The sequence below is a fragment of the Ruegeria sp. HKCCD4884 genome, assembly GCF_013110855.1.
Taxonomy (GTDB): Bacteria; Pseudomonadota; Alphaproteobacteria; order Rhodobacterales; family Rhodobacteraceae; genus Ruegeria.
In genome coordinates this window covers 254,985-276,812 of record NZ_WVRJ01000005.1, presented here as the reverse complement: position 1 = coordinate 276,812, position 21,828 = coordinate 254,985, and the positions used below count along the sequence as shown (strand labels likewise).

Sequence of the window (21,828 nt, the reverse complement as noted above, 5' to 3'; positions counted from 1 at the left end):
AGTTGGGACACACAATGGCACGACTGCGCGCAGATCATCCGTTTATTCACACAAATTGTCAGATCACCAACAGCAGCTTTGGCGCATATGTCGAGATTGGTGCTGGCAGCCGAGTGGCAAACTCGGTTTGGGGCGACTATTCCTATTGCGACCGGACCTGCGATATTGCCAATGCCGAAATTGGAAAGTTCGCAAATATAGCAAGCTTCACTCGTATCGGAGCGACAGATCACCCGATGGACAAGGCTTCGCTGCATCATTTTCATTATCGTTCAGCCGACTATTGGGACGATGCTGAAGATGACGCGGATTGGTTCGCTCATCGCGCCAGTCGCACCGCCCGGATCGGGCATGACACCTGGATCGGACACGCTGCGATTATCAAGCCCGAGGTCACGATCGGTAATGGTGCCGTGGTCGCCTCAGGTGCGGTGGTTACCAAAGACGTACCGCCTTACACGATTGTTGCAGGTGTCACGGCTCAGGTGCTGCGCAACAGGTTCCCCGAGGGCGTCGCGGACAGGATGGAACAACTTGCGTGGTGGGATTGGGAAAACGCCAAGCTTCGCGCGGCTTTGCCGGATTTTCGCACCCTAAGTGCCGAAGCGTTTTTGGAAAAGCACGCGTAACTCTGTTCTCGCAGATCCAAGAGCCGAAAACCCCTTTTGGGGGTCTATTCTTCGTTCAGGGTCAGCGTGACCCGCTCACCCGCGAAAACGGTTCGCCCATATTCAACCGGCTGGCCATCTGGATCGGCGTTCACGCCGACCGAGAACAGAACCGGAGCCCCCTCGGACAGTTGAAGCTGCAGGGCTTGTGTTGCCGTTGCCCCGCGTGCTGTCAAACGGGTCGAGATGCGTGTGTAATCCGCGATGCCGCTGGCTTGCAGAGCTTTTGTAACCGATTGCGTTTCAGTCAGTGTCTGCAACAGGTCGGGGAATCGCGCGGCTGGAAAAACGCTTTGAAACACGGCCACAGGCTGCCCGTCCGCCAATGACAGACCGTCATAGACATGCACTGGATCACCTTTGTCCAAACCCAAGGCTTCTGCTTCGGCTTCATCTGCCGCGCGTGTGGTCAGCGCGAGGATTTTTTTGCCCGGCATCTTACCGCTGGCCGAGATGTTTTTGTGGTATCGCACCCTTTTGCCGATTGGATAATCCGTGGGTCGCGCCGCCACGAACACGCCTGCGCCGCGCCTGGCGTGGACCAGACCTTGTTCTGACATGTCTGCCAGCGCGCGCCGCACAGTGTGGCGATTGACGCCATGAGTGGCAGCCAATTGTGCTTCGGTCGGCAGGCGATCTCCGGTTTGATAGCGCCCTTCGGCGATGTCCGAGGTCAGGCGCAGGGCGATGCTTTTCCAGATCGGCGTTTTGCTCATGTCATCAAATCTTCACACCATCGCGGATTGCGACTCGGATGCCTAAGGGGTAATATTTGTCTAGTTGTATAGTTCATGTAGACAACCCGGCCAAGAGGCTTTGATGACAAATCAGACAGAAATCGCGACGCAGGCTCGGAAGGAATGGATGGGTCTGCTGGCCCGCGCGCCGGACGATGCTTTGATGACGCTATGGGATGGCATTCAGGACCGCCCAAGCTTTGAATGGCTGCGCAGCCCCGAAGTGGGCGGCGTCATGGTGAGAGGTCGCACCGGAGCTACCGGAGCCCCCTTCAATCTGGGTGAAATGACCGTCACGCGCTGTTCGGTCGTGCTGCAGGATGGCACGGTTGGTCACGGATATGTGCAGGGCAGATCCAAGCCGAAAGCCGAAGCCGCAGCGTTGATTGATGCCATGATGCAGACGTCTTCCGCGGATGAGTTGAAGGCAAAGCTGATTAACCCGCTGCAGGCGCAAATGCAGAAGACAAAGACCGCACGCGCGGCCAAGGCAGCCGCGACGAAGGTCGAGTTTTTTACGCTGGTCCGGGGGGAAGACTGATGGCCGCGCAAACACAGTTTTCCGGGGGCTTTCAAAACGCACCTGTCCAGGCCGCCCACGCGTTCCGCGCTGCCATGACCGTCATGGCGCGCCCGGGTGATATTCGCACCCTCATGGGCAGTGAACCCCCTGCGCCTTTGTCCGTGGCAGCAGGCACGCTGTTGCTGACGCTGTGCGACCCCGAAACGATGGTGCATCTGGCCGGTGACGCTGATACCGATGCGGTTCGCAAATGGCTGACCTTCCACACGGGCGCGCCGATTGTGTCTGCGGGCAACGCTGATTTCGCCGTTGGTACGTGGGGCGCGCTAGGTCCTTTGAACGCCTATCGTATCGGGACGCCGGAATACCCGGACCGGTCTGCGACCCTAATTGTAGAATGCGACCAGCTTGAGCAAAGCGGTACCATTCTGAGCGGCCCTGGGATCAAGGACACCGCGCGGTTGTCTCTGCCGGATATTCCGGCGCTTCAGGGCAATGCGATGCTGTATCCGCTAGGGTGCGATTTCTTCTTTACCTGCGGTGACAAGATCGCGGCCTTGCCGCGCAGCACGCAGATCAGGACAGAGGGCTAAGCGATGTATGTAGCTGTCAAAGGGGGCGAAAAAGCCATCGAGAACGCCCATACGTGGTTGGCCGAAGAACGCCGGGGCGCAACGGATGTAGCGGAGCTGAGCCTAGAACAGATCCGCGAACAACTGAGCCTTGCCGTGAACCGGGTGATGGCCGAGGGGTCATTATTCGACCCCAACCTTGCAGCGCTGGCGATCAAACAGGCGCGTGGCGATCTGATCGAAGCGATCTTTCTGGTCCGTGCTTACCGTACGACTCTGCCGCGCTTTGGCTATTCCAACCCGGTCGAGACCTCTCAGATGGCGTGTGACCGCCGAATCTCGGCCACGTTCAAGGATGCGCCCGGCGGACAGGTTCTGGGGCCGACTTTCGACTACACCCACCGTTTGCTGGACTTCAAACTGGCTGCTGATGGTGAAGCCCCCAAGGCACCCGAAGGCGCGGCACGTCAGGAGCCCACGCCGCACATCACCGAATTCCTGAGGGGAGAGGACATCATTCAGGATGAACCCGCCAGCGATGACACCCCGGGGGACCTGACCCGCGAGCCGATGGAGTTTCCGTCAAACCGTCCCTTGCGCTTACAGTCGCTGACCCGCGGGGACGAGGGCTTTGTACTGGGCATGGCCTATTCCACCCAGCGCGGCTACGCCCGCAACCATGCGTTTGTCGGAGAGCTTCGGATCGGCAAGGTCGCTGTGGAAATGGAGATCCCCGAGCTGGGTTTCGCCATTGATATTGGTGAAGTCGAGCTGACTGAATGTGAGACGGTCAACCAGTTCACGGGCTCGAAGACAGAACCGCCACAGTTCACACGTGGCTATGGTCTGGTCTTTGGTCAGTCCGAAAGAAAATCCATCGCGATGGCTCTGGTCGATCGCGCGCTGCGTTGGGAAGAACTGGGCGAAGACAATCTGGGTGCACCGGCGCAGGACGAAGAATTTGTCCTGAGCCATGCGGATAACATTCAGGCCACAGGTTTCCTCGAACATATCAAACTGCCGCATTACGTCGACTTCCAGTCTGAGCAGGAGCTGGTCCGCAAACTGCGTCGCGAGGCTGAAGAACGCATTATGCCAAAGGAGGCCGCAGAATGAAGGCCGTCGTTTTTGACATCGGAAATGTGCTGATCCGATGGGATCCGCATCTGGCATGGTTGCACGAGATGGGCAGCCGCGAGGCCGTGGCCGAGTTCCTGACCCGCATCGATTTTCAGGATCGCAATCTGAGGGCGGATGGCGGCGAGAACTTCGCCGATCTGGCGTCAGAACTGGATGACGCCGAAGACCGGCAACGCATGAGTGTGTATGTTGAGCGTTATGCGATGACCGTTCCGCAAAAGATCGAAGGAACCTGGCAACTGCTCTATCGATTGAAGGAGCAAGGCACGCAGGTTCACGCAATTACAAATTGGTCGGCGGAAACATGGCCGGTTGGTGTTGGCGCGCATCCCGAGTTGGGCGACGTCTTCGATGTGACCATCGTGTCCGGTCAGGAAAAGCTGTTGAAACCGCAGCCTGAGATTTTCCATCGCTTGTGTGAGCGGGCCGGGCTTGCGCCTGAAAACTGCATATTCATCGACGACGGGCGGCACAACGTCGACGGCGCGCGCGCCGTTGGCATGGATGGCATCCACTTTACGACGCCTCAAGCGCTGGAAGGCGCGTTGATTGAAAGAGGTCTCCTATGAGCGAGTATAACTTCGCCTATCTGGACGAACAAACCAAGCGGATGATCCGCCGGGCGATCCTGAAAGGTCTGGCTGTGCCTGGGTATCAGGTGCCCTTTGCCAGCCGTGAGATGCCCATGCCCTATGGCTGGGGGACAGGTGGCGTTCAGGTCTCGGCGGCGGCACTGACGCCCGAGGATACGTTCAAGGTGATCGATCAGGGTGCAGACGACACCACCAACGCCGTGTCGATCCGCAAGTTCTTTGAGAACACCGCTGGAGTTGCCACCACAGAGGAGACGGAAAAAGCAACTGTCATCCAGACTCGCCACCGCATCCCCGAGGCGAAACTGCGCGAAGACCAGATCATCGTCTATCAGGTGCCGATCCCGGAACCTCTGCGCTTTTTGGAACCGCGCGAGACCGAGACGCGCAAGATGCACAGCCTTGAAGAATACGGGCTGATGCATGTCAAGCTGTATGAGGACATCAGTCAGCACGGCGCGATCTCAACCGCTTATGCCTATCCGGTCAAAGTATCAGGCCGGTATGTGATGGACCCGTCTCCGATCCCGAAATTCGACAACCCAAAGCTTGAGATGGACGCGATCCAGCTTTTTGGTGCAGGGCGAGAACAGCGTATCTATGCGGTGCCCCCGCACACCAAGGTCGTGAGCCTCGATTTCGAGGACTACCCGTTTGAGGCCACCAAAGCCAACCATCCCTGCGATCTGTGTGGGGCCGATGACAGCTATCTGGACGAGGTTATCATGGATGATGCAGGCAACCGGATGTTTGTCTGTTCCGACACCGATTATTGTCGGTCGCGCCGCGAAACAGGTCACGTGGGCCGACTGGCTAAGGAGAACGCGGCATGACACCCCTGTTGCAAGTCAAGGGCATCGAAAAACGCTATGGCGCGCGGATCGGATGCACGGATGTGAACTTCGATCTCTACCCCGGAGAAGTGATGGGGATCGTTGGTGAAAGTGGGTCCGGCAAATCGACCTTGCTCAACTGTCTGGCAGGTCATCTTGAGCCGGACGCCGGGCAAGTGATCTTTGATACCCGAGTGGACGGACCGGTAGACACCGTGACCATGTCCGAGCCGGAACGTCGAATGCTCGGTCGCACTGACTGGGCCTTTGTGCATCAGCACGCATGCGACGGGCTGCGGATGTCTGTCAGCGCGGGCGGCAATATTGGTGAGCGGCTGATGGCCGTTGGCGACCGGCACTATGGCGAGATTCGGGACAAGGCCGTCGACTGGCTGGGCCGGGTCGAGATTGAAGCAGCCCGTGTGGATGATCGCCCCAGCGCGTTTTCTGGCGGGATGCAGCAGCGCCTGCAAATCGCGCGCAATCTGGTGACGGGCCCTCGGCTGGTGTTCATGGACGAACCGACTGGAGGGCTGGACGTGTCCGTGCAGGCGCGCTTGCTGGATTTGCTGCGCGGACTTGTGCGTGAAATGGGGCTGAGCGCCATCATCGTGACGCATGATCTGGCCGTGGTGCGCTTGCTGGCGGATCGGCTGATGGTGATGAAAAGCGGTCATGTGGTCGAAGCTGGGCTGACCGATCAGGTGCTGGACGACCCGCAGCATGCCTACACGCAGTTGCTTGTGTCCAGCGTCCTGCAGGTTTGAGTATTTGGGAAAAGATGAAGCGATGATTGAATTGATCGATGTGAGCAAGAGCTTCACCCTTCATAATCAGGGCAGCGCCGTGATCCCGGTTATGGAAGGCGCGAAGTTGAAGGTTGAACCTGGGGAATGTGTTGCTCTGACGGGGGCGTCCGGTGCAGGTAAGTCCACGCTCATGAGGGTGATCTATGGAAACTACCTAGCCGCTACTGGTCAGGTGCTGGTTGGGGGGCTGGACGTCGCGAAAGCCGAGCCGCGCCAGATCCTGTCATTGCGTCGCGATACGTTGGGCTATGTCAGCCAGTTCCTGCGGGTTGTGCCTCGGGTGCCGACGCTGGAGGTTGTGGCAGAGCCGATGCTGGCCATAGGCACGGACAAACAAGTTGCGCTGGATAAGGCAGCTGGGTTGCTGAAACGGCTGAATATTCCCGAGCGTTTGTGGACCCTGAGTCCAACGACATTCTCTGGCGGAGAGCAGCAGCGGGTGAACATTGCGCGTGGCTTTGCGCACGAATATCCGGCGATGTTACTGGATGAGCCGACGGCGAGCCTGGATGCGCAGAACCGGGAAACCGTTTTGTCTCTGATTGAAGAGGCAAAGCACCGTGGTGCGGCGATTGTTGGGATTTTCCACGATCTTGAAGCCCGCGAGCGAGTCTGTGATCGTGAAGTCAATGTCTCGGACTTTACACCGGGGCTGGCTGCATGACGCTTGCCCCGGTCATAGCCGTTGTCGGACCTTCGGGGGTCGGCAAAGACAGCGTCATGGGGGCGTTGGTGGCCCATGCGCCCGGTATCCAGCGCTTGCGCCGAGTGATTACCCGTCCCGAAGGGGAAGAGGGTGAGAATTTCGACCGGGTTTCCGTCGCGACGTTTCAACAGATGGAGCAGGCCGGGGCTTTTGCGCTGAGCTGGCCTGCACATGGGCTGTTTTACGGTGTGCCGAACAAGATCACACAGCAGCGGCAGATAGCTGACGCTGTTCTGGTCAACCTGTCTCGTGCCGTGTTGGTGCAGGCGCAGGAGGTGTTTGGGGACCTGATCGTGATTTCCCTGACGGCCGAAGCTGATGTTTTGGCGCAGCGCCTCTCCGCAAGAGGGCGGGAAAGCGCAGCAGAACAGGCGCGGCGGCTGGGTCGTGCCAAAGCGCCTTTGCCTGATGGTTTGAAACGGGTCATCGAAGTCGACAACTCCGGTGCGCTGGAAGACACCGTCGCCGAGATCCTTGCGCGACTTCAACCGGAAAGCGCGTAGCGATGGATCAGGTGAAACCGACCATCCTCAGCCTCGCCCATCAGCGCCAGATCGGTGATCTGGAAGGGCTGCGGCAGCAACGGGGCCAGATGGGCTTGCAGCGCCTCTTGGGTGGCCCGAAGGGTCGGTTTGTCCAGCTTGCCGCTGAGCGTGATGTGAAAGCGAAAACCGTCCAGCACATAAGGATAGCCCCATTGAACCAGATTGGCCTCCTGTTCCGGTGTCAGGCCAGCGGCGCGGCGGCGGGCCAGTTCAGCCTCGGTTGCGGCTTCGCGAAAATTGTCCAATTGCTGAACACAAGCGGCGGCCAGGGTGTTCAATGCTTGCGTCTCACCCATGGGGCGCAGGGCCAGAAAGCGGCCAAGCCGCGCGATCTCGAGGCCATCCAGCGTGACAGGAGGTTGGTTGGAGGCGAACGAGCCGCAAGCTGCGTGCAAGGCGTCGAAGGTCTGGACTGCGCGCAGTCGGAAGGGGGGTTTCATCGTCGCGTGCAGCCCGTATTTACGTGGCACTTCCGTGACTGCGGCAACGTCGATGTCTCCGACTACCGGATGCGCGACCAAAGATCCGGTTTCCATGTCCCAACCCAGCCAGCTGGTTGCAAATTTCGTCCACTCCGCCTTAGCGGGTGGCGCAAAATAGATCGCGTATCGCGTGAATGTCACATTGGCCTCCTATTGCGTGGCCTTCCACTACCTCAAACTGCGTGAAGTTCAGATGACAGAAGACTTGATCCTTGCCAATGCCACGCTTGTGTTGCCGAATGAAACCGTAACCGGCAGCGTCCGGATTGTGGGCGAGACCATCGCCGAGATTGATACCGGAAACGCGGTTCCGTCTGGTGCAATCGATTGCGAAGGCGATTATGTCAGCCCTGGTCTGGTTGAATTGCACACAGACAACCTTGAACGCCACATTCAACCCAGGCCACGGGTAGACTGGCCTCATGCAGCTGCGATCCTTGCACATGACGCGGAATTGGCCAGCACCGGGATCACGACCGTGTTTGATGCCATGCGGGTCGGATCGATCCCGTCAGGAGCAGCGCGTTATGGAAAATACGCGCGTGGCCTGTCGCAGGAATTGTGGGATCTGCGCGAACAGGATGCGTTGAAGATCAGCCATTTCCTGCATTTGCGGGCCGAGGTGTGTTCTGAAACTTTGGTCGAAGAGCTGGATGAGTTCGGGCCAGAGGATCGGGTTGGTCTTGTGTCCATCATGGATCACACACCCGGACAGCGGCAGTTCCGCGACATGACCAAACTTGAGGCATATATGAAGGGCAAACATGCGATGGACGATGACACATTCCTGCAGCATGTGGCCCAGTTAAAGGGTCTTCGCGACCGTAATGGCGATGTGCATGAGGTTGAGACCGTCAAAGCCGCGCGTCGTTTTGGGGCGGTTTTGGCCAGTCATGACGATACGACGGAAGATCAGGTGAAAGTCTCGGCAGGTCACGGTATCCGACTGGCTGAGTTTCCGACCACGGTCGAGGCAGCGCGTGCCTGTCACGATCACGATATCAAGGTCATGATGGGGGCACCCAACATCATTCGCGGTGGCTCGCACTCAGGAAACGTCGCGGCGCGCGAGCTGGCCGAGCTTGGGCATCTGGACATCATGTCATCGGATTATGTGCCGTCGGCCCTGCTGTTGTCGGCGGCCATGCTGGGCGAGATATGGGATGATATAGCGCGCGGTATGAAAACGGTCACTTTGGCCCCTGCGCTGGCCGCGGGACTGGAAGATCGGGGGGAGTTACGCGCCGGCGCCCGAGCCGATGCCATCCGTTTCCGGATGCGGGCCGGGGTTCCTGCGCTTAATTCGGTCTGGGCGCGTGGTCGGCGTGTCGCCTGATCAGGCGGTGTAGAACAGGTATCGGTCCGGGGCGATCGTCTCGGGCCCTTTGATCTGGTTAAAGCCGACAAGGGGCTGGCCGGAAATCAGCAAACCGCCGGGCTGCATGACCTGCGCGATCAATGGGCTGAGCCGCGCGGCTTCAGCCACATCTTCCTGTTTGATCCCGCGTCCGAAATCGTAATGTGCCAACGCGATCTTATGCCCGTCTGCCGCCAGTTTCTTCAGCATCGGCTCGGCCTCGCCTTGCAGGAAATCTTCGGCCGGAGGGGTGCTGTCCGGGTGGCATTGCAGGACCCGGTCCATCACCCAGATTCGGCGTTCCGGTAGGATTTCGCGCAGGTGATCATAGGTGCGGCCATTGCCCAGACCCATGTCCAGCACATCGCCTGGCTGGCCGCTGATGCGCTGGGCGGCCCAGTTCAACCCGTCGCGTTGAGCCGTCAGTCGGCGCAGCATAGAATCCAGTCGGCTCATGGTGGTGTCCTTATTTGTTCTTAGGCGCGACCCAGATCGTGGCCGGGCCGTTCAACACTTTGCGCAGCAGGGCCTCGGTAAAGGACCAAATATCCTGATCATGGACAAGATGATGGGTCAATATGCCAAATGGTTCAGCGTTGTCTGCGCGTCCTTCGCGCCGGTCGCGCAACAGATCAACTGTCTGCGCGATCAGGATGTCGGGGTTGATCAGACTGCGTGTGCCGCGCCAGTCAATCGGGTCAAGATGGGTGTTGATTTGTTCCAGCCCCGGTGCGGCAAAAGGAGTTTTGCGCGGCGTCGCAGTGGACAGGACACGAAAGCCCAGGCGGGGAAGTTGCGCGACCAGCTCCGGCGCGATGCGGTTCCACGGGGGAACAAACATGGGTCGCACGTTACCACCGAACAGATCACCAAGACGGGCCATCCCTGCCTTTGCATCATCAACCATCTGGTCCAGCGATCGATTGAGTCGGAACTCGGCCTTCTTCTCTCCCGCAGGCGCGTGGTTATTGTGCGCCCAGCCATGCACCACAGGGATCAAACAGGGTCGATCCGCGACATACTCGGCCAACGCCGGGGTCGCGCCGTGGGGAATGACAGCCAGATGGACAGGCAGGCCCAATTCCGCAGACAGATCAGCCAATTGATCCAACGGTGGCGTCGGAGCGACGGCGTCATCGTCACGCCACCAGAGCGGAAATGACATACCCGATGCACGCCAGTGATCCAGCTCGGCGTCCAGAGGGTGCCAGTCGGGGGTCATGCACGCAGCTCCAACAGGCGTTTAGCGATGCGTACGCTTTGGGCAGCGCCGTCAAATCCGAAATCCTGTTTTGCGCGGGGACCATCGGCAATGATGCGTTCAACCGCTTGGGCAAGTGCGGCCCCGCTCAGCGATTGACTTTCCAGAACTTCAATAGCGGACAGGCCGGACAAGCTCTGCCCGCGCAGACCTTGTTCAACCTCTTTGCCGTCATCGAATGGGACAAAAACCGCAGGTGTTCCGCTTTGCAGAATATCCATCGCGGTGTTGTAGCCGCACATACTGACCGACGCTGCCGCAAGCGGCAACATCTGACGAAAATCGGGCCGCACTGGTTCAAGAATGACCGAGGTTCCTTTGGCCTGTTCCGACAGTTCGGCAATCCGCGCCTTGGCATCCGTCCCGCCGACCAACAGACGCCAGCGCCTGTTGGGCATCTGGCGGGCGGCCTCGATGGCCGCACGAAAGATCGGCTGCCCCACGGACCCGCCACCGGCGCTGACCAGAATTTCACCTTCACCCACCAAATCCGGGTGAGGTTGGGGCAATTCAGGCGCAACAAAGCCGGTATAGTGCAACCGGCCCGCCAGTTGATCTGACACGGGCCAACTGACCGACAGAGGCGTCACGCTTTCGGTCGAATGAACCAGTACGCCGTCATAATACTGGTTCACGAGGTCGTCCGCGCGCTCTGCTTTGGCAGGTTTCGAAGGCGGGGCCAGAATGTCTCGGATCGACCCCAGAATAACCGGACGTACCGGCAGCTTGGTTGCTGTGCTCAACGCTGCGTCGAACTCGGCGGCCAACGATCGGCGGCCAAAGGGATAGAGCTCGGTGATCAGCACATGCGGCTGGAACGTCTTTACAGCCTGTACCAGAGCCGTCACACGCGCCTCATGATAGGCGGTGTCGGCCTCTTTGCCGGTTTCGGTTAGCAAGCGGGTGAAGTTGGTGCCGTCCGACCTTAAAGGGGGCAGGCCAAACAACGTCATTCCACTGCTGTCCAACTGAGGTGCAGGCATTCCACCCGTCACAACCATGACCTCGTGCCCGTCATCTCGAAACGCGCGCCCAAGGGTAAGGGCTCGGCTGAGATGCCCTGTTCCCAACAGGTGAGTGACAATGATCATCACCTTCATGGCAAGGTCTCGCGTTTTGACAAGCGTATGGGATCGGGGTCGGCGGTCATGGTGTTCATATCGACGATATACAGCCGATTGCGTTTGATCTTGAAGGGGGGAGGCCCTTCGAAATTCCAACCCCAAGCTTGGGCCAGAATGACCCGCATGATGCCGATATGGCAGACAGCCACCGTATCGTTTTGCAGCGTGGACAACCACGGGCGCAGCCGTACCCGCACATCTTCCGGGCTTTCACCATTTGGCGGGCGGAAATCCCAACCCCACTCCTCGATGTGCTTATAGCCGCTTGTTGTGTCCGCGATCAGATCGACGCCGCGCTGACCCTCCCAATCGCCCCAGTTCATCTCGGTCAGCGCGTCTGACGTCTGCGGGCTGCGACCCGAGACGATTTGGGCCGTCTCATAGGCGCGTTGCAACGGGCTGGACCAGATGTCAGCTTGTGCCCAGTTGTCCGGCAAGCGATAGCCAGCCAATTCCGTTCGTGCGTCATCGTCCAGGGGAATGTCGCTTCGGCCCTGTATCTGACCGGCGCGGTTCCAATGTGTGTGCCCGTGGCGAAGCAGCGCAAGCTTGGTCATGGCAAATCCTTCAGTAACGGGCGGAGAGTTGCCCAAAGGCGGGCAGTGGCTTGTGGCACAAGATGACGGTCAGCCACATACTCACGAGCAGCCGCACCAAGGGTGCGACGCAGCGATGCGTCCGCCAGCAGGGTTTGTAGGCGGTCTGCAAAGCCTTGCGCCCCGGCGTCGATCGAAGGGTAAATTGCGGGGGCCAGCACATCCCGCACGCCCGGTCGATCTTGTGCAAGCACCGGTACGCCCGCAGCCTGTGCCTCGAGGTAGATCATACCATAAGCTTCGTTCACACCGGGCCAAACTAGCAGAGAGGCGTGTTCATAGGCCGCTTGCAGCGCATCGCGGTCGAGTTGACCCAGAAAGCTGACCTTTTCTCCGAACGGGGCCATAATGGCCTCGACTTCTGATCGAGCGGGTCCATCGCCAGCAATGTTCAGATGCCACTCACCTGCCAGCTGCGAAAGCGCTTCGGCCAGGATCTGGTAAGAGGCCAGTTTGTCCCCGTGGCGCATCATGCCAACGGTCAGCATCGGACCTTCCCCGCTGGTTGCAGCGGGGAGTTGGGATTGCGGCAGAAATGGCGGCAGCTCGACCAAAGCCTGATCGCCAAAGCGATCCCGTTCCAATGTGATCAGGTCGTTAGCGGTGTGATAAAATATGACATCGGCGGCGTCGCAGGCTCGATGTGCATCAGCTGCAAAATCGGCCCAAGGCCCGGTCAACCGACTGGATGCACGGGTGCTTTCCAACTGAACATAAGGAATGCCGCGCGCCTTGCAGACTTGCGGCCCCAACAAATCGGGGGCTTTGTAGTAGTTGTGATATGTCACCCACACAGCCGTGTCCGAAGGCAGGTCGGAAATTAACCTCTGTGCTTCTTCTTCTGCCGCGCCGCGCAGGGTGCGTTGCAGGTCGGAATCGCCGCTCTTGTCATAGATTCTAAGGTCCGACACCAGATCAACCCTGTCGCCTTCAGCGGCCAGCGCCTTGATCAGGTTCCGCGCCATTTCGCGGTCGCCCGATGGGGTCGGGCTGTCGGGGGATTTCATTGGTGCATAAAATGCGACCCGCGCCATCATGCGATTTCCATGCACATGGCGCTTAGGCGTTTGGAGAGTTGAGCGATCCCTGGGTCCATCCTAAACTCGGCGATCAGCCGATTATAGGCGGCGCGCGCCATCTGAGACGCCTGTTGCGGATCCTTGGCCAATGCGTCGATGGCAGCTGCCAATGCGGCCGGATCGTCCTCGGACAAGATGCCATGTGTCCCGGTTTCGATGAACTCCGGGATTGCTGACACCGGGGTCGACAGGATGGGCAACAGCTGAGACGCAGCTTCCATCAACACATTCGGCAGCCCGTCACGGTCGCCATCTGCCGCAATACGGCTGGGCAAAACAAAGAGATCGGCCTTTCGCATCGCATCGATCACCTCGGGCTGATCGCAGGCACCTCTCCACGCGATGCGATCCCCAATGCCAGCTGCGTTCGCCTTTGCCCGCAACGTATCGCCTAGAGCGCCGCCGCCAATATGGGTCCAATGCCAGTCCAGATTATCGGGCAATAAGGCAAAAGCCGCGATCAGCCGGTCGAATCCCTTTTTCTCAACCAGTCGCCCAACTGAGATCATATGAAATGGGCTTTCAATTGAGCGCAAAATTCGGGTCGGCGGGTTCGGAAACCGCGATAAGTCGAGCCCGTGATAGATCAGGTCAATACGATTTGGATCATCCGCCAGACCCCGCAAATGCTCGGCCCCAATTGCTGTACAGGTGGCACCGAACGTGGCGCCATGTGTTGCGGCATGCAGCTTTTCGCGCTTTTCCCATTCGGGCGACGTCCAGATGTCCTTGGCGTGGGCCGAAAAGCTCCATGGCAAGCCGCGCATGATGGCCGCATAGCGGGCAACAGACGACGGTGTGTGCATGAAATGCGCGTAAAGCCCCAGAACTTCGGGGGGTAGTTCTGCAGCCAGAACACAAGCTTGGCCAAAGCGCCGAATGCGATTTGGTGTTGGATCGCGACGCAAGTCCTGCCGCCAGATCCGGTAAGCTTCGGCATAGCCGGGCAGGGTTTGCGCAATCGCACGCGCGGCCCAGACTCGCTGCGGCTCCTGATACAGGTATTCGGGCAAATAATGCACCTGCCCGATGAAACGGTCGTGCAAGGGATGACGCTTGGTGTCGGTCGGGTGACGCAGCGACCAGATGTCGAACCGATGGCCCGCGTCCTGCAAGGCGACAAGCTCCTGCGCAATAAACGTTTCAGACAGTCGCGGCCAGCCTTTGACCACAACCGCCAGCGTAGGTATTTCTGAGGTCATCCGGTGGCTCGTTCCTGTTCCCAGGTCAGCAGGTCGTCGATGCGGTCGGTGACGTAGTCCAGCCCGTCGAGCAAACCGGTCTGGATGGCCTGCGATGGCAGGGTTTGATTGGGCAGGTTACGGATCGCTGCGATCATCGCCTCGGGGGTCAGGCCGTCACGGTGTTCGTCCAGCATTTTGACCAAGCCCAGCTCTTCCGCGCGTGAGGCGCGAATCCATTGTTCCAGCCGGGGCGTGGTGCGCGGAACGATGACGGCGCGCTTGTCGAAGGACAGAACCTCGCAAAAAGTGTTGTAACCGCCCATGCAAACAACGCCCTCGGCCCCCGCAAACAGCGTTTCGATCTGAGATTCAAAGCCAACTGCTGTCACGCGCCCGTTCAAGGCGGCAACACGTGTTTCGAATTCCTCGCGCAGTTCGCCCGACAGGAAGGGGCCATAGACCAGCATTGCACGTGGAGACAGGTCCGGGTCTTTCTCGTAAGCAGAAAGAACCAGGTTCACCATCGCTTTGCCATCTCCGCCCCCGCCAGGGGTGATCAGGATATAGGGCTGCTCAGGCGGCTCACCCACCGGGCCAAGATCCCGCCGCAGATAACCTGTCCAATGAATACGGGATTGCGCGGCGGGGCTCAGCGGCAAGCCTTGAGTTGGGTCATAGATCGACTTCAAACCATAGACCCAGATTTCGTGATAAAACCGCTCGGTCGCCTCAACAGCTTCTTTGCGTGCCCATTCGGCGGCCAGAACTTCGGGTTCATCCAGAACATCCCGTAACCCCAGCACCAGTTTTGTGCCGCAGTTCCGCTCCAGATAATTCAGCGTTGGCAGCAGTTCACCGCGAAACCCGGTTGGTTCTTTGTCGACGATCAGTACGTCGGGGTCGAATTGCTGAACGGCCGTCTGGATCAGGCCCGAGCGAAGCTCGGTCACTTCATCGATGCCCATTCCGATCGTACGTGCCGCGTAAGAGCCATCGGCGCGCTTGGTCACACCAGGCAATCTCACGTGATCGACGCGGCGGGGAAAGGTAAACCGTCCTGCCACCGGAGAACCGGTCAGGATAAGCGCAGAAGCGCTGGGGTCGGCCTGCGTGATTGCAGCGGCCAAAGCCCGCGACCGGCGCAAGTGGCCAAGGCCAAACGTGTCGTGGCTGTAAAACAGGATACGCGGCGCGCGGTCCGGTTTTGAGGTGGTGGTGCCAAGGCTCATAGAGTTGCCCGTCTTCTTGATCTCGATGCGAAATCCGCGCGTTCGCAAGCGTTATCGTATATTTTTTTGTCGTGCTTGCCAAAGGCGGAAATGCGCCCCTGCAAATGTTCCAAGCATTGCGATTTGGCAACAGCATATTGACGAGTTAGCGACATATCGCACCAAAGCTTGGACAGGATTGCAAAAGCATCAAAGAAATCGCTGGCATAAGGGCGCCCGCAACCTGTGCAGTGTCATATTCAATTTTTGCCAGATTGAAAATAGCTGCAACACGCCTGTGCGCCAATACCACGCCTCTACACGATATTGAGACAGAGACGTGCGAGTGTTTGAACTGCCTTCAACGCTTGTTTATTCTGACCTGCATCGGAAAAACTGGATGCAAGACCCTATGAAACATACCTTTCTGGCCGCAATTTTCCTGGCTTTGTGGGCTTTCGTTCTGGCTTTTCCGGTCAGTGTTTCGGCGCAGACATCGTTGATTCCCGGTTACGGCTCGGGATCGAGCAGCACATCCGATACGGTGCCCGAAAACGATCTTGCCGCCGCGATCCGCGCTGCCAGCGAAGCCGGTGCAAGTGTGATTGTCATAGACAGCGCCGGTCAGGTTGTGACAACGGCGGGCGGAGCAGAAGCAGGCTCAGCCGAAGGCGGCAGTGGGGTAAACAACCCCATGAGCGACGGATCGCAGCTGATGAAGGCGCAGGAGCGGTTCTCGAAATTCCGCGATTCGATGCAATCGAGGCTCGAGGCGCTGCCTTATTCAGTGTTCGAAGTGCAGTATATTCTGCGTCAGACCAGCCCTGACGGGCGCATCCAGACTTATGTCGAGGTCTTGGGCTGGAACGTCCTGTTCTTGCTGTTGGGGCGTTGGCTGTCGATCGAGATTTACGGCAAACGCTTTGCTCGGCGTTGGGTTGTGGCCCGGGTCAAAGACGACCCTGTTGGATACCGCGAAAAGATGCCGTTCCTTGTCTTCCGCTTTGTGATGGGGATTGGAGGCACGATCTTTGCCATGCTGATGGCGCTGATTGTTGGGTATCTGTTCTTCGGCGAGGCCGAGGACATCTCGATCCAGTTTACAGTCACGGCTATTTTCACGGCGTTCTTCCTCGCGCGTACTGTGTCCGATCTGTGGCGGATGGTTCTGTCGCCCTATCTGAGCCAATACAGACTGCCACCTTTCTCGGACAAAAACGCCCGCAGGCTTTACATCTGGGCATCTGCCTTGGCGACCTATGACATCTCGGTTGTTTTATTTGCGACCTGGGTCGCGGATTTTGGCCTGAACTACAACGTTTATGCCATGGTTTACGGTGGGTTGACGATGATTGGCGCGTTGGGCAACGTTCTGATGATCCTGTTCAACGCACGGGCCATCTCGAACGCGATCCGCGGCGGACGGGCTGGGGATCAGGTATCCTGGTTGTTGCGGGTTGTGTCCTATGGTTGGGCGCCGGTCCTGATCGTCTACGTCGTGTTTAGCTGGTTCCGTTTGGCCGTTGATCTGGCGCTGGAGAATCCAACGCCAATTCCCCTCATTGCCAGCAGCTATCTGATCTTCATGTCCGTCGTCATCGCCTATGGCGCGATGAATTATCTGCTGGAACGGTATTTCGACCGGTCCCGTATGATTGACGAAATCAACGAAGAAGCGGCTGCAGAGGATGACGATACCGCCCCGGTGGAAACGCCCGAGGCCGAGCAGCGCAAGCAATATCTCCTGACCTACGAAGATCTGGCGCGCCGGGTGGCCGGCATTCTGGCCTTTGTGATCGGGGCTTATGCGCTTGTCGTCATCTGGTACCCGGATGCGGACTGGAGTCAGGATCTGCCGGTCGAGCGCGCGCTGGATGTGATGGTCATCATCTTCATCGGCTACATCCTGTTTCACTTCTTCCGCATCTGGATCGACAGTAAAATCGCGGAAGAGGTCGATGACGGGAGTGAAGCCGAACTGGGTGATGAAGGTGGTGAGGGCGGACAAAGTCGTCTGGCAACGTTGCTGCCCCTATTCCGAGGCGCGATTCTGGCCGTTGTTGTTGTGACGATTGTGCTGATTGCTCTGATGGAGCTGGGCATCAATGTCAGCCCACTGTTTGCCGGCGCCGGTGTGGTGGGTTTGGCCGTTGGCTTTGGCTCGCAGACGTTGGTGCGTGATATCTTTTCTGGTGCGTTCTTCCTGCTGGATGATGCGTTCCGCAAAGGCGAATATATCGACATCGGCGATGTCAAAGGCACGGTCGAGAAGATCTCGGTCCGGTCCATGCAACTGCGGCACCATCTGGGTGCGCTGAACACCATTCCTTTTGGTGAGATCAAGGTGCTGACGAACTATTCGCGCGATTGGGTCATCATGAAACTGCCCTTGCGCGTCACCTATGACACGGATGTCGAGAAGGTGCGCAAGCTGATCAAGAAACTGGGTCAGCAACTGCTGAGCGATCCTGTGATTGGAGAGAACTTTATCCAACCGCTGAAATCGCAGGGTGTGATTGAGATGCAGGATTCTGCCATGATTATCCGGGTAAAGTTCATGACCAAACCGGGCGATCAGTGGTTGGTTCGTAAAAAGGTCTATCAGGACATTCGTGAATTGTTTGCTCGTGAGGGAATCAAGTTTGCACATCGTGAAGTCACTGTGAGATTGGCGGACGGCAAAGAAGCCGAAGACCTGACGCCTAAGCAGCGAGAGGCCGTGACTGGAGCAGTACAGACTGCAATCGATGAGGATTATCTGGACGACATCGGGCCGGGTGGCGACGACCGTTAGGGGCTCTCCCGCCGCTTTGGATTGCGTCTATGGCAAGACGCGACACAAAGCGTTGGGCCGCGCCTTCCGCGCAGCGGTTGGGTGACTATGCGATAAAGGGCCAAACAGGTTTGGATGTGCCCAGTTTTGATGCTGGCAGATCCCATCGCATAGATGCCCCACCGACTTGGAGCGCAGGTTTGAGCCGCTGGCCGGGCCCCCAGCCGGAGGGTTCGGGTTCTGTGTTGTAGTCTGCGGTTGTTGGGTTGATGGGTGCAGCTTTGGCATTGTCCTTGCCGAGCACGGCCAAAAGCTCAGCAGTGCGTGCAAGGGACAGGTGGGCGTGCATAATCGAATTTCCTGCCGCGGCCTCTGACAGGGCAGACAAAACAGCGGCTGCCATCAAATACCCTGTCGCGTGATCCAAAGCCTGAACCGGCAGAGGAGTCGGCTTGTCCGCCTGCGCCCAGCCCATGCCGGTATGGGCAATGCCCGCGCTCATCTGCACAAGGCTGTCAAAGCCACGCCGGGTAGACCATGGCCCCTGCCAGCCATAGGCGTCCAACGTAACCTCGATCCGGTTCGGGGCAAGCTCATCACGCTTGGCGCGTGTCAGACCCAAAGCATCCAATGCGCCCGGTCGATACCCGTGCACAAATACGTCCGCCTGAGACAGCAATTCTTGCAGCCGTTTCAGCCCATCGTCTGATTTGAGGTCAAGATAAGCGCAGTGTTTCCCGAGCGAGATGTCAGGGATCACCCCCGGTTCATCCCAATCCGGTGGGTCGATGCGCAGAACCTCGGCGCCGAAACCGGCCAGCGTGCGGGTCGAGACCGGACCGGCCAGAACACGTGTCAGGTCAAGCACGCGTAGTCCCGACAGGGGCCGTTCGGCAGTTGCCTGTGGCCTGTCGCGTAGTTTGACATAGCGCGGCCCTTGCCAGCCAATCAGCGGATCACGTGACACGGCGCGGCCTTGCGGATGTTCCAGCCACTCGGTTCGACTGCGCATGGCAGCGGCAACGCCACCTTCTGCCACCACTGCGGTTTCGAGATCCGCTATGGACCATGACTTGACGGCAGTTGCCACGGCCTCGCGATCAGGCGGAGTACCAAGAACCTTCAGCGCAGCCGCCCGGTGGCGAGGTAAGTTGGTGTGCAGACGTATCCATCCGTCCGAGGCTTTATAGTCGCCCGCGACCGCATCCCACAGGCTTGGCATTTCCCAACCGTCTGGTTTGAAAGAATAGCCGAACCAAATGGATGCCAGCCGGTGATCGACTTTGATTTCAGGCGTAGCAGAGGACAGGTTGAGTGCTTGTATCAACCGGGCCATTTCGTGACCTACTGCCGCAAAGCTGGCTGTCGCCAGTTCGGATACCGCGAAAGCACTTGGCAGCGCGCCGTCACCCGTTCTGCGATAGCTGTCTGCAGCAGGAAGGGTGGCGAGAAGGCTCATTGCTGATAGGGGTCCAGACTGTCGCGCAGCCCGTCACCGAGGAAGTTGAAAGCCAGCACAACTACGATGATCGGCAGCATGGGGATGGCCGTCCACGGGTAGATCTCGATCGATGCGAGGTTTTGCGCATCATTCAGCATGACGCCCCAACTGACGGCAGGTGCCCGCAGGCCCAACCCAAGGAAACTGAGCGCTGTTTCACCCAAGATCATGGCCGGTATAGACAACGTGGCCGATGCGATCAGGTGCGACATGAAGTTTGGCAGCAGGTGCTTGCGGATCACCCGGCCCGAACTTGCCCCCATCATTTCAGCCGCGCGCACATATTCTTCCTCACGCAGTGACAGAAACTTGGCGCGAACAGAACGCGCCAGGCCAGGCCAGTCGAGTATGCCCAGAATGATCGAGATGATGAAGAAGACCGCAACAGGGCTCCAGTTCGATGGCACGGCGGCGGACAGCGCCAGCCACAAAGGCAGTTCCGGCAACGAGCGCAGAATTTCGATGACCCGGTTGATGGTCCAGTCGATGCGCCCGCCGAAATAGCCCGCCATCGAGCCGAACAAGATGCCCAGGAAGAACGACACTGAGATACCGATCAAACCCACCGTCAACGAAAGCTGCGCGCCATAGAGGATACGACTGAAGATGTCGCGCCCCAGTCGGTCTGACCCCCACAGGAACAGGGTGGCGCCTTCGGGGGCGCAAAACAGATGGGTGTCGGATGGTATGAACCCGGCCAGACGGTATTCTGACGCTTCGCAAAAGAACCTGATGGGGCGTGGGTCGTCTGTGTCGGGCACAAATTTCCACTGGAATGTCTCAAGATCCGCTTCGGCAACGATGGGATATACATGAGGGCCAATAAACTCGCCTTCGTGGAACCAGTGAACCGATTGGGGCGGGGCATAGAGGTGCTCGCCATTGCGGTCGTTGGGTCCATAGGGTGCGATGAACCCGGCAAACGGTAACATCAGATAGCACAACAGCAGGAAGATGCCTGAGATCAAGCCAAGCTTGTGGGTGCGGAATTTGCGCCAGACCAGCACCCAGTTTGGTGCGTCCAGATCGGCGCGTTCGAGCTGCTGAACAGACGCCTGCGGGTCAAAAGGCGCGTCATCTACAAAGCGGTCATCGGGACGTTCGGTCATGCTTCGCGCCCCTCATAACGGATGCGCGGATCGAGCATCACCAGCAGAATGTCCGAGATCATCGTACCGATCAGCGTCAGCAAGGCGACAAACATCAGGATGAAAGCCGACAGGAACTGATCCTGCGTCTTCAAAGCCGTCAGCAGGGTCGGGCCAATGGTTTGCAGGCCCAGAACAACAGAAACCAGAACCGAGCCTGACACCATTGACGGAAGCAGGTTGCCGATATCGGCCACGAAAGGGTTGAACGCGACACGTAGTGGGTATTTGGTCAGCATCCGCGACGGGGCCATACCTTTGGCAATCGCAGTTTCGACATAAGGCTTGCCAAGCTCATCCAGCATATTTGCCCGCAGGCGCTGCATCATGGCCGAGGCCCCCGACGTGCCGATCACAAAGGTTGGCACGATCAAGTGAATGAGGATGGATTTCAGCTTGTCCCAACTCATCGGCTCGCCTTCGAATTTGGGATCCATAAGGCCGCCGATGGGCAGGTTGAAATACTGGTGTCCGTAGTAGAACAAGATCAGAGCCAGAAGGAAGTTCGGTGTGGCCAGACCCAAATATCCGACAAAGGCCGAGGTATAGTCGATCCACGTCCGCGACCGTGCAGCCGCTATTACGCCCAATGGAAGCGCAACTGCATAGACGAACAGGATTGCGGCCAGATTGACGACGACCGTCAGCCAAAGCGTATCGCCAACAATTTCTGAAACAGGTCGGTCAAATTCAAACGACCAGCCATAGTTCCCTTGAATCAATCCAGAAAAGCCGTGCGGTCCGGGCCAGAACCCCATCCAGATCAGGTATTGCTCCCAGATGGGACGATCCAGGGCGTATTCCGTGCGAAGAAACTCGGCTTTGGCGACACCGGCAGATTGGCCCGAGGCCTGAAGCTCGGCAATCTGGTTGCTCAGGTAGTCACCGGGCGGCAGGTTGATGATTGTGAAAATCAGAACAGAGACCACCAACAGCGTCAGCAGCATCGTGAAGAATCGATACACCGCATAGCGCAGCATGACCATTTT

The 21,828-nt window shown here is 58.5% G+C and carries 23 protein-coding genes; 11 read left to right on the top strand and 12 right to left on the bottom strand.

All coding sequences use genetic code 11. From position 1 onward, the window contains the following. Positions 1–14: 14 nt before the first annotated feature. Positions 15–629 carry a chloramphenicol acetyltransferase gene (locus tag GS636_RS10255; protein ID WP_171669379.1) on the top strand — a complete coding sequence of 205 codons (615 nt, stop codon included), beginning with the start codon at positions 15–17 and terminating at the stop codon, positions 627–629. Positions 630–673: 44 nt separating this feature from the next. Here the strand turns inward: GS636_RS10255 and phnF are convergent, their stop codons facing one another. After that, positions 674–1,384, bottom strand: coding sequence for a phosphonate metabolism transcriptional regulator PhnF (phnF, locus tag GS636_RS10250; RefSeq protein ID WP_171669378.1), 711 nt, complete (start codon positions 1,382–1,384; stop codon positions 674–676). A gap of 103 nt (positions 1,385–1,487) precedes the next feature. Between phnF and phnG the strand changes: the two genes are divergently transcribed. From phnG to phnN, 8 genes are read left to right on the top strand one after another with little or no spacing between them, the layout of a single operon-like run. Beyond that, on the top strand, positions 1,488–1,946 hold the full coding sequence (phnG, locus tag GS636_RS10245) for a phosphonate C-P lyase system protein PhnG (RefSeq protein ID WP_171669377.1): 459 nt from the start codon (positions 1,488–1,490) through the stop codon (positions 1,944–1,946). Beyond that, positions 1,946–2,521 carry a phosphonate C-P lyase system protein PhnH gene (gene phnH, locus GS636_RS10240; protein WP_171669376.1) on the top strand — a complete coding sequence of 192 codons (576 nt, stop codon included), beginning with the start codon at positions 1,946–1,948 and terminating at the stop codon, positions 2,519–2,521. The genes phnG and phnH overlap by 1 nt, the downstream gene beginning before the upstream one ends. Positions 2,522–2,524: 3 nt before the next feature. Next, positions 2,525–3,616, top strand: a complete 1,092-nt coding sequence (locus GS636_RS10235) for a carbon-phosphorus lyase complex subunit PhnI (RefSeq protein ID WP_171669375.1) — start codon at positions 2,525–2,527, stop codon at positions 3,614–3,616. After that, complete coding sequence (locus GS636_RS10230) at positions 3,613–4,209, top strand: HAD family phosphatase (protein WP_171669374.1); 597 nt, start codon at positions 3,613–3,615, stop codon at positions 4,207–4,209. The genes GS636_RS10235 and GS636_RS10230 overlap by 4 nt, the downstream gene beginning before the upstream one ends. Then, complete coding sequence (locus GS636_RS10225; RefSeq protein ID WP_171669373.1) at positions 4,206–5,066, top strand: alpha-D-ribose 1-methylphosphonate 5-phosphate C-P-lyase PhnJ; 861 nt, start codon at positions 4,206–4,208, stop codon at positions 5,064–5,066. Before GS636_RS10230 ends, GS636_RS10225 begins: the two co-directional genes overlap by 4 nt. After that, positions 5,063–5,833: a phosphonate C-P lyase system protein PhnK gene (gene phnK / locus GS636_RS10220; protein WP_171669372.1), complete on the top strand. Its 771-nt coding sequence runs from the start codon at positions 5,063–5,065 to the stop codon at positions 5,831–5,833. Before GS636_RS10225 ends, phnK begins: the two co-directional genes overlap by 4 nt. A 22-nt stretch (positions 5,834–5,855) precedes the next feature. Then, the gene (gene phnL / locus GS636_RS10215; RefSeq protein WP_171669371.1) at positions 5,856–6,539 is read left to right on the top strand and encodes a phosphonate C-P lyase system protein PhnL; all 684 of its coding nucleotides are present in this window, start codon (positions 5,856–5,858) and stop codon (positions 6,537–6,539) included. Beyond that, positions 6,536–7,084: a phosphonate metabolism protein/1,5-bisphosphokinase (PRPP-forming) PhnN gene (phnN, locus tag GS636_RS10210; RefSeq protein WP_171669370.1), complete on the top strand. Its 549-nt coding sequence runs from the start codon at positions 6,536–6,538 to the stop codon at positions 7,082–7,084. The genes phnL and phnN overlap by 4 nt, the downstream gene beginning before the upstream one ends. On the opposite strand, the gene GS636_RS10205 is transcribed toward phnN, so the two are convergent. Continuing rightward, the gene (locus GS636_RS10205; RefSeq protein ID WP_171187092.1) at positions 7,066–7,749 is read right to left on the bottom strand and encodes a DUF1045 domain-containing protein; all 684 of its coding nucleotides are present in this window, start codon (positions 7,747–7,749) and stop codon (positions 7,066–7,068) included. The two genes, phnN and GS636_RS10205, sit on opposite strands and share 19 nt — an antisense overlap. 52 nt (positions 7,750–7,801) lie before the next feature. Here GS636_RS10205 and GS636_RS10200 point away from each other — a divergent pair, with 52 nt between their 5' ends. Next, on the top strand, positions 7,802–8,944 hold the full coding sequence (locus GS636_RS10200; RefSeq protein ID WP_171669369.1) for an alpha-D-ribose 1-methylphosphonate 5-triphosphate diphosphatase: 1,143 nt from the start codon (positions 7,802–7,804) through the stop codon (positions 8,942–8,944). Here GS636_RS10200 and GS636_RS10195 read toward each other — a convergent pair whose 3' ends face one another. From GS636_RS10195 to GS636_RS10165, 7 genes are read right to left on the bottom strand one after another with little or no spacing between them, the layout of a single operon-like run. Further along, positions 8,945–9,421 (bottom strand): class I SAM-dependent methyltransferase, encoded by a 477-nt coding sequence (locus GS636_RS10195; protein WP_171094425.1) that lies wholly within the window; start codon positions 9,419–9,421, stop codon positions 8,945–8,947. A 10-nt stretch (positions 9,422–9,431) separates the two neighbouring features. After that, complete coding sequence (locus tag GS636_RS10190) at positions 9,432–10,187, bottom strand: polysaccharide deacetylase family protein (RefSeq protein ID WP_171669368.1); 756 nt, start codon at positions 10,185–10,187, stop codon at positions 9,432–9,434. Next, positions 10,184–11,326: a glycosyltransferase family protein gene (locus tag GS636_RS10185; protein WP_171669367.1), complete on the bottom strand. Its 1,143-nt coding sequence runs from the start codon at positions 11,324–11,326 to the stop codon at positions 10,184–10,186. The genes GS636_RS10190 and GS636_RS10185 overlap by 4 nt, the downstream gene beginning before the upstream one ends. Next, complete coding sequence (locus GS636_RS10180; protein WP_171669366.1) at positions 11,323–11,907, bottom strand: histidine phosphatase family protein; 585 nt, start codon at positions 11,905–11,907, stop codon at positions 11,323–11,325. The genes GS636_RS10185 and GS636_RS10180 overlap by 4 nt, the downstream gene beginning before the upstream one ends. Further along, complete coding sequence (locus tag GS636_RS10175; protein WP_171669365.1) at positions 11,904–12,980, bottom strand: glycosyltransferase family 4 protein; 1,077 nt, start codon at positions 12,978–12,980, stop codon at positions 11,904–11,906. The genes GS636_RS10180 and GS636_RS10175 overlap by 4 nt, the downstream gene beginning before the upstream one ends. Beyond that, complete coding sequence (locus GS636_RS10170; RefSeq protein WP_171669364.1) at positions 12,980–14,227, bottom strand: glycosyltransferase; 1,248 nt, start codon at positions 14,225–14,227, stop codon at positions 12,980–12,982. Before GS636_RS10170 ends, GS636_RS10175 begins: the two co-directional genes overlap by 1 nt. Continuing rightward, positions 14,224–15,438: a glycosyltransferase family protein gene (locus GS636_RS10165; RefSeq protein ID WP_171094413.1), complete on the bottom strand. Its 1,215-nt coding sequence runs from the start codon at positions 15,436–15,438 to the stop codon at positions 14,224–14,226. The genes GS636_RS10170 and GS636_RS10165 overlap by 4 nt, the downstream gene beginning before the upstream one ends. Before the next feature lie 391 nt (positions 15,439–15,829). Between GS636_RS10165 and GS636_RS10160 the strand changes: the two genes are divergently transcribed. After that, entirely contained in the window at positions 15,830–18,211 is a 2,382-nt protein-coding gene (locus tag GS636_RS10160) for a mechanosensitive ion channel family protein (protein ID WP_171669363.1), read from the top strand. 85 nt (positions 18,212–18,296) lie between these two features. On the opposite strand, the gene GS636_RS10155 is transcribed toward GS636_RS10160, so the two are convergent. The 3 genes from GS636_RS10155 to GS636_RS10145 are packed head-to-tail and all read right to left on the bottom strand — an operon-like array spanning position 18,297 to position 21,825. Further along, complete coding sequence (locus tag GS636_RS10155; RefSeq protein ID WP_171669362.1) at positions 18,297–19,649, bottom strand: CoA transferase; 1,353 nt, start codon at positions 19,647–19,649, stop codon at positions 18,297–18,299. Further along, a complete protein-coding gene (locus GS636_RS10150; RefSeq protein ID WP_171669361.1) occupies positions 19,646–20,800 on the bottom strand; it encodes an ABC transporter permease in 1,155 nt (384 codons plus the stop codon). The genes GS636_RS10155 and GS636_RS10150 overlap by 4 nt, the downstream gene beginning before the upstream one ends. After that, positions 20,797–21,825, bottom strand: a complete 1,029-nt coding sequence (locus tag GS636_RS10145; RefSeq protein WP_171094404.1) for an ABC transporter permease — start codon at positions 21,823–21,825, stop codon at positions 20,797–20,799. Before GS636_RS10145 ends, GS636_RS10150 begins: the two co-directional genes overlap by 4 nt. Between the last annotated feature and the right edge of the window lie 3 nt (positions 21,826–21,828).

Coding starts and splice junctions, on each gene's coding strand:
- GS636_RS10255 (WP_171669379.1), top strand. CDS start 15: ATGGCACGACTGCGCGCAGATCATCCGTTTATTCACACAAATTGTCAG.
- phnF (WP_171669378.1), bottom strand. CDS start 1,384: ATGAGCAAAACGCCGATCTGGAAAAGCATCGCCCTGCGCCTGACCTCG.
- phnG (WP_171669377.1), top strand. CDS start 1,488: ATGACAAATCAGACAGAAATCGCGACGCAGGCTCGGAAGGAATGGATG.
- phnH (WP_171669376.1), top strand. CDS start 1,946: ATGGCCGCGCAAACACAGTTTTCCGGGGGCTTTCAAAACGCACCTGTC.
- GS636_RS10235 (WP_171669375.1), top strand. CDS start 2,525: ATGTATGTAGCTGTCAAAGGGGGCGAAAAAGCCATCGAGAACGCCCAT.
- GS636_RS10230 (WP_171669374.1), top strand. CDS start 3,613: ATGAAGGCCGTCGTTTTTGACATCGGAAATGTGCTGATCCGATGGGAT.
- GS636_RS10225 (WP_171669373.1), top strand. CDS start 4,206: ATGAGCGAGTATAACTTCGCCTATCTGGACGAACAAACCAAGCGGATG.
- phnK (WP_171669372.1), top strand. CDS start 5,063: ATGACACCCCTGTTGCAAGTCAAGGGCATCGAAAAACGCTATGGCGCG.
- phnL (WP_171669371.1), top strand. CDS start 5,856: ATGATTGAATTGATCGATGTGAGCAAGAGCTTCACCCTTCATAATCAG.
- phnN (WP_171669370.1), top strand. CDS start 6,536: ATGACGCTTGCCCCGGTCATAGCCGTTGTCGGACCTTCGGGGGTCGGC.
- GS636_RS10200 (WP_171669369.1), top strand. CDS start 7,802: ATGACAGAAGACTTGATCCTTGCCAATGCCACGCTTGTGTTGCCGAAT.
- GS636_RS10195 (WP_171094425.1), bottom strand. CDS start 9,421: ATGAGCCGACTGGATTCTATGCTGCGCCGACTGACGGCTCAACGCGAC.
- GS636_RS10190 (WP_171669368.1), bottom strand. CDS start 10,187: ATGACCCCCGACTGGCACCCTCTGGACGCCGAGCTGGATCACTGGCGT.
- GS636_RS10185 (WP_171669367.1), bottom strand. CDS start 11,326: ATGAAGGTGATGATCATTGTCACTCACCTGTTGGGAACAGGGCATCTC.
- GS636_RS10180 (WP_171669366.1), bottom strand. CDS start 11,907: ATGACCAAGCTTGCGCTGCTTCGCCACGGGCACACACATTGGAACCGC.
- GS636_RS10175 (WP_171669365.1), bottom strand. CDS start 12,980: ATGGCGCGGGTCGCATTTTATGCACCAATGAAATCCCCCGACAGCCCG.
- GS636_RS10170 (WP_171669364.1), bottom strand. CDS start 14,227: ATGACCTCAGAAATACCTACGCTGGCGGTTGTGGTCAAAGGCTGGCCG.
- GS636_RS10165 (WP_171094413.1), bottom strand. CDS start 15,438: ATGAGCCTTGGCACCACCACCTCAAAACCGGACCGCGCGCCGCGTATC.
- GS636_RS10160 (WP_171669363.1), top strand. CDS start 15,830: ATGAAACATACCTTTCTGGCCGCAATTTTCCTGGCTTTGTGGGCTTTC.
- GS636_RS10155 (WP_171669362.1), bottom strand. CDS start 19,649: ATGAGCCTTCTCGCCACCCTTCCTGCTGCAGACAGCTATCGCAGAACG.
- GS636_RS10150 (WP_171669361.1), bottom strand. CDS start 20,800: ATGACCGAACGTCCCGATGACCGCTTTGTAGATGACGCGCCTTTTGAC.
- GS636_RS10145 (WP_171094404.1), bottom strand. CDS start 21,825: ATGGTCATGCTGCGCTATGCGGTGTATCGATTCTTCACGATGCTGCTG.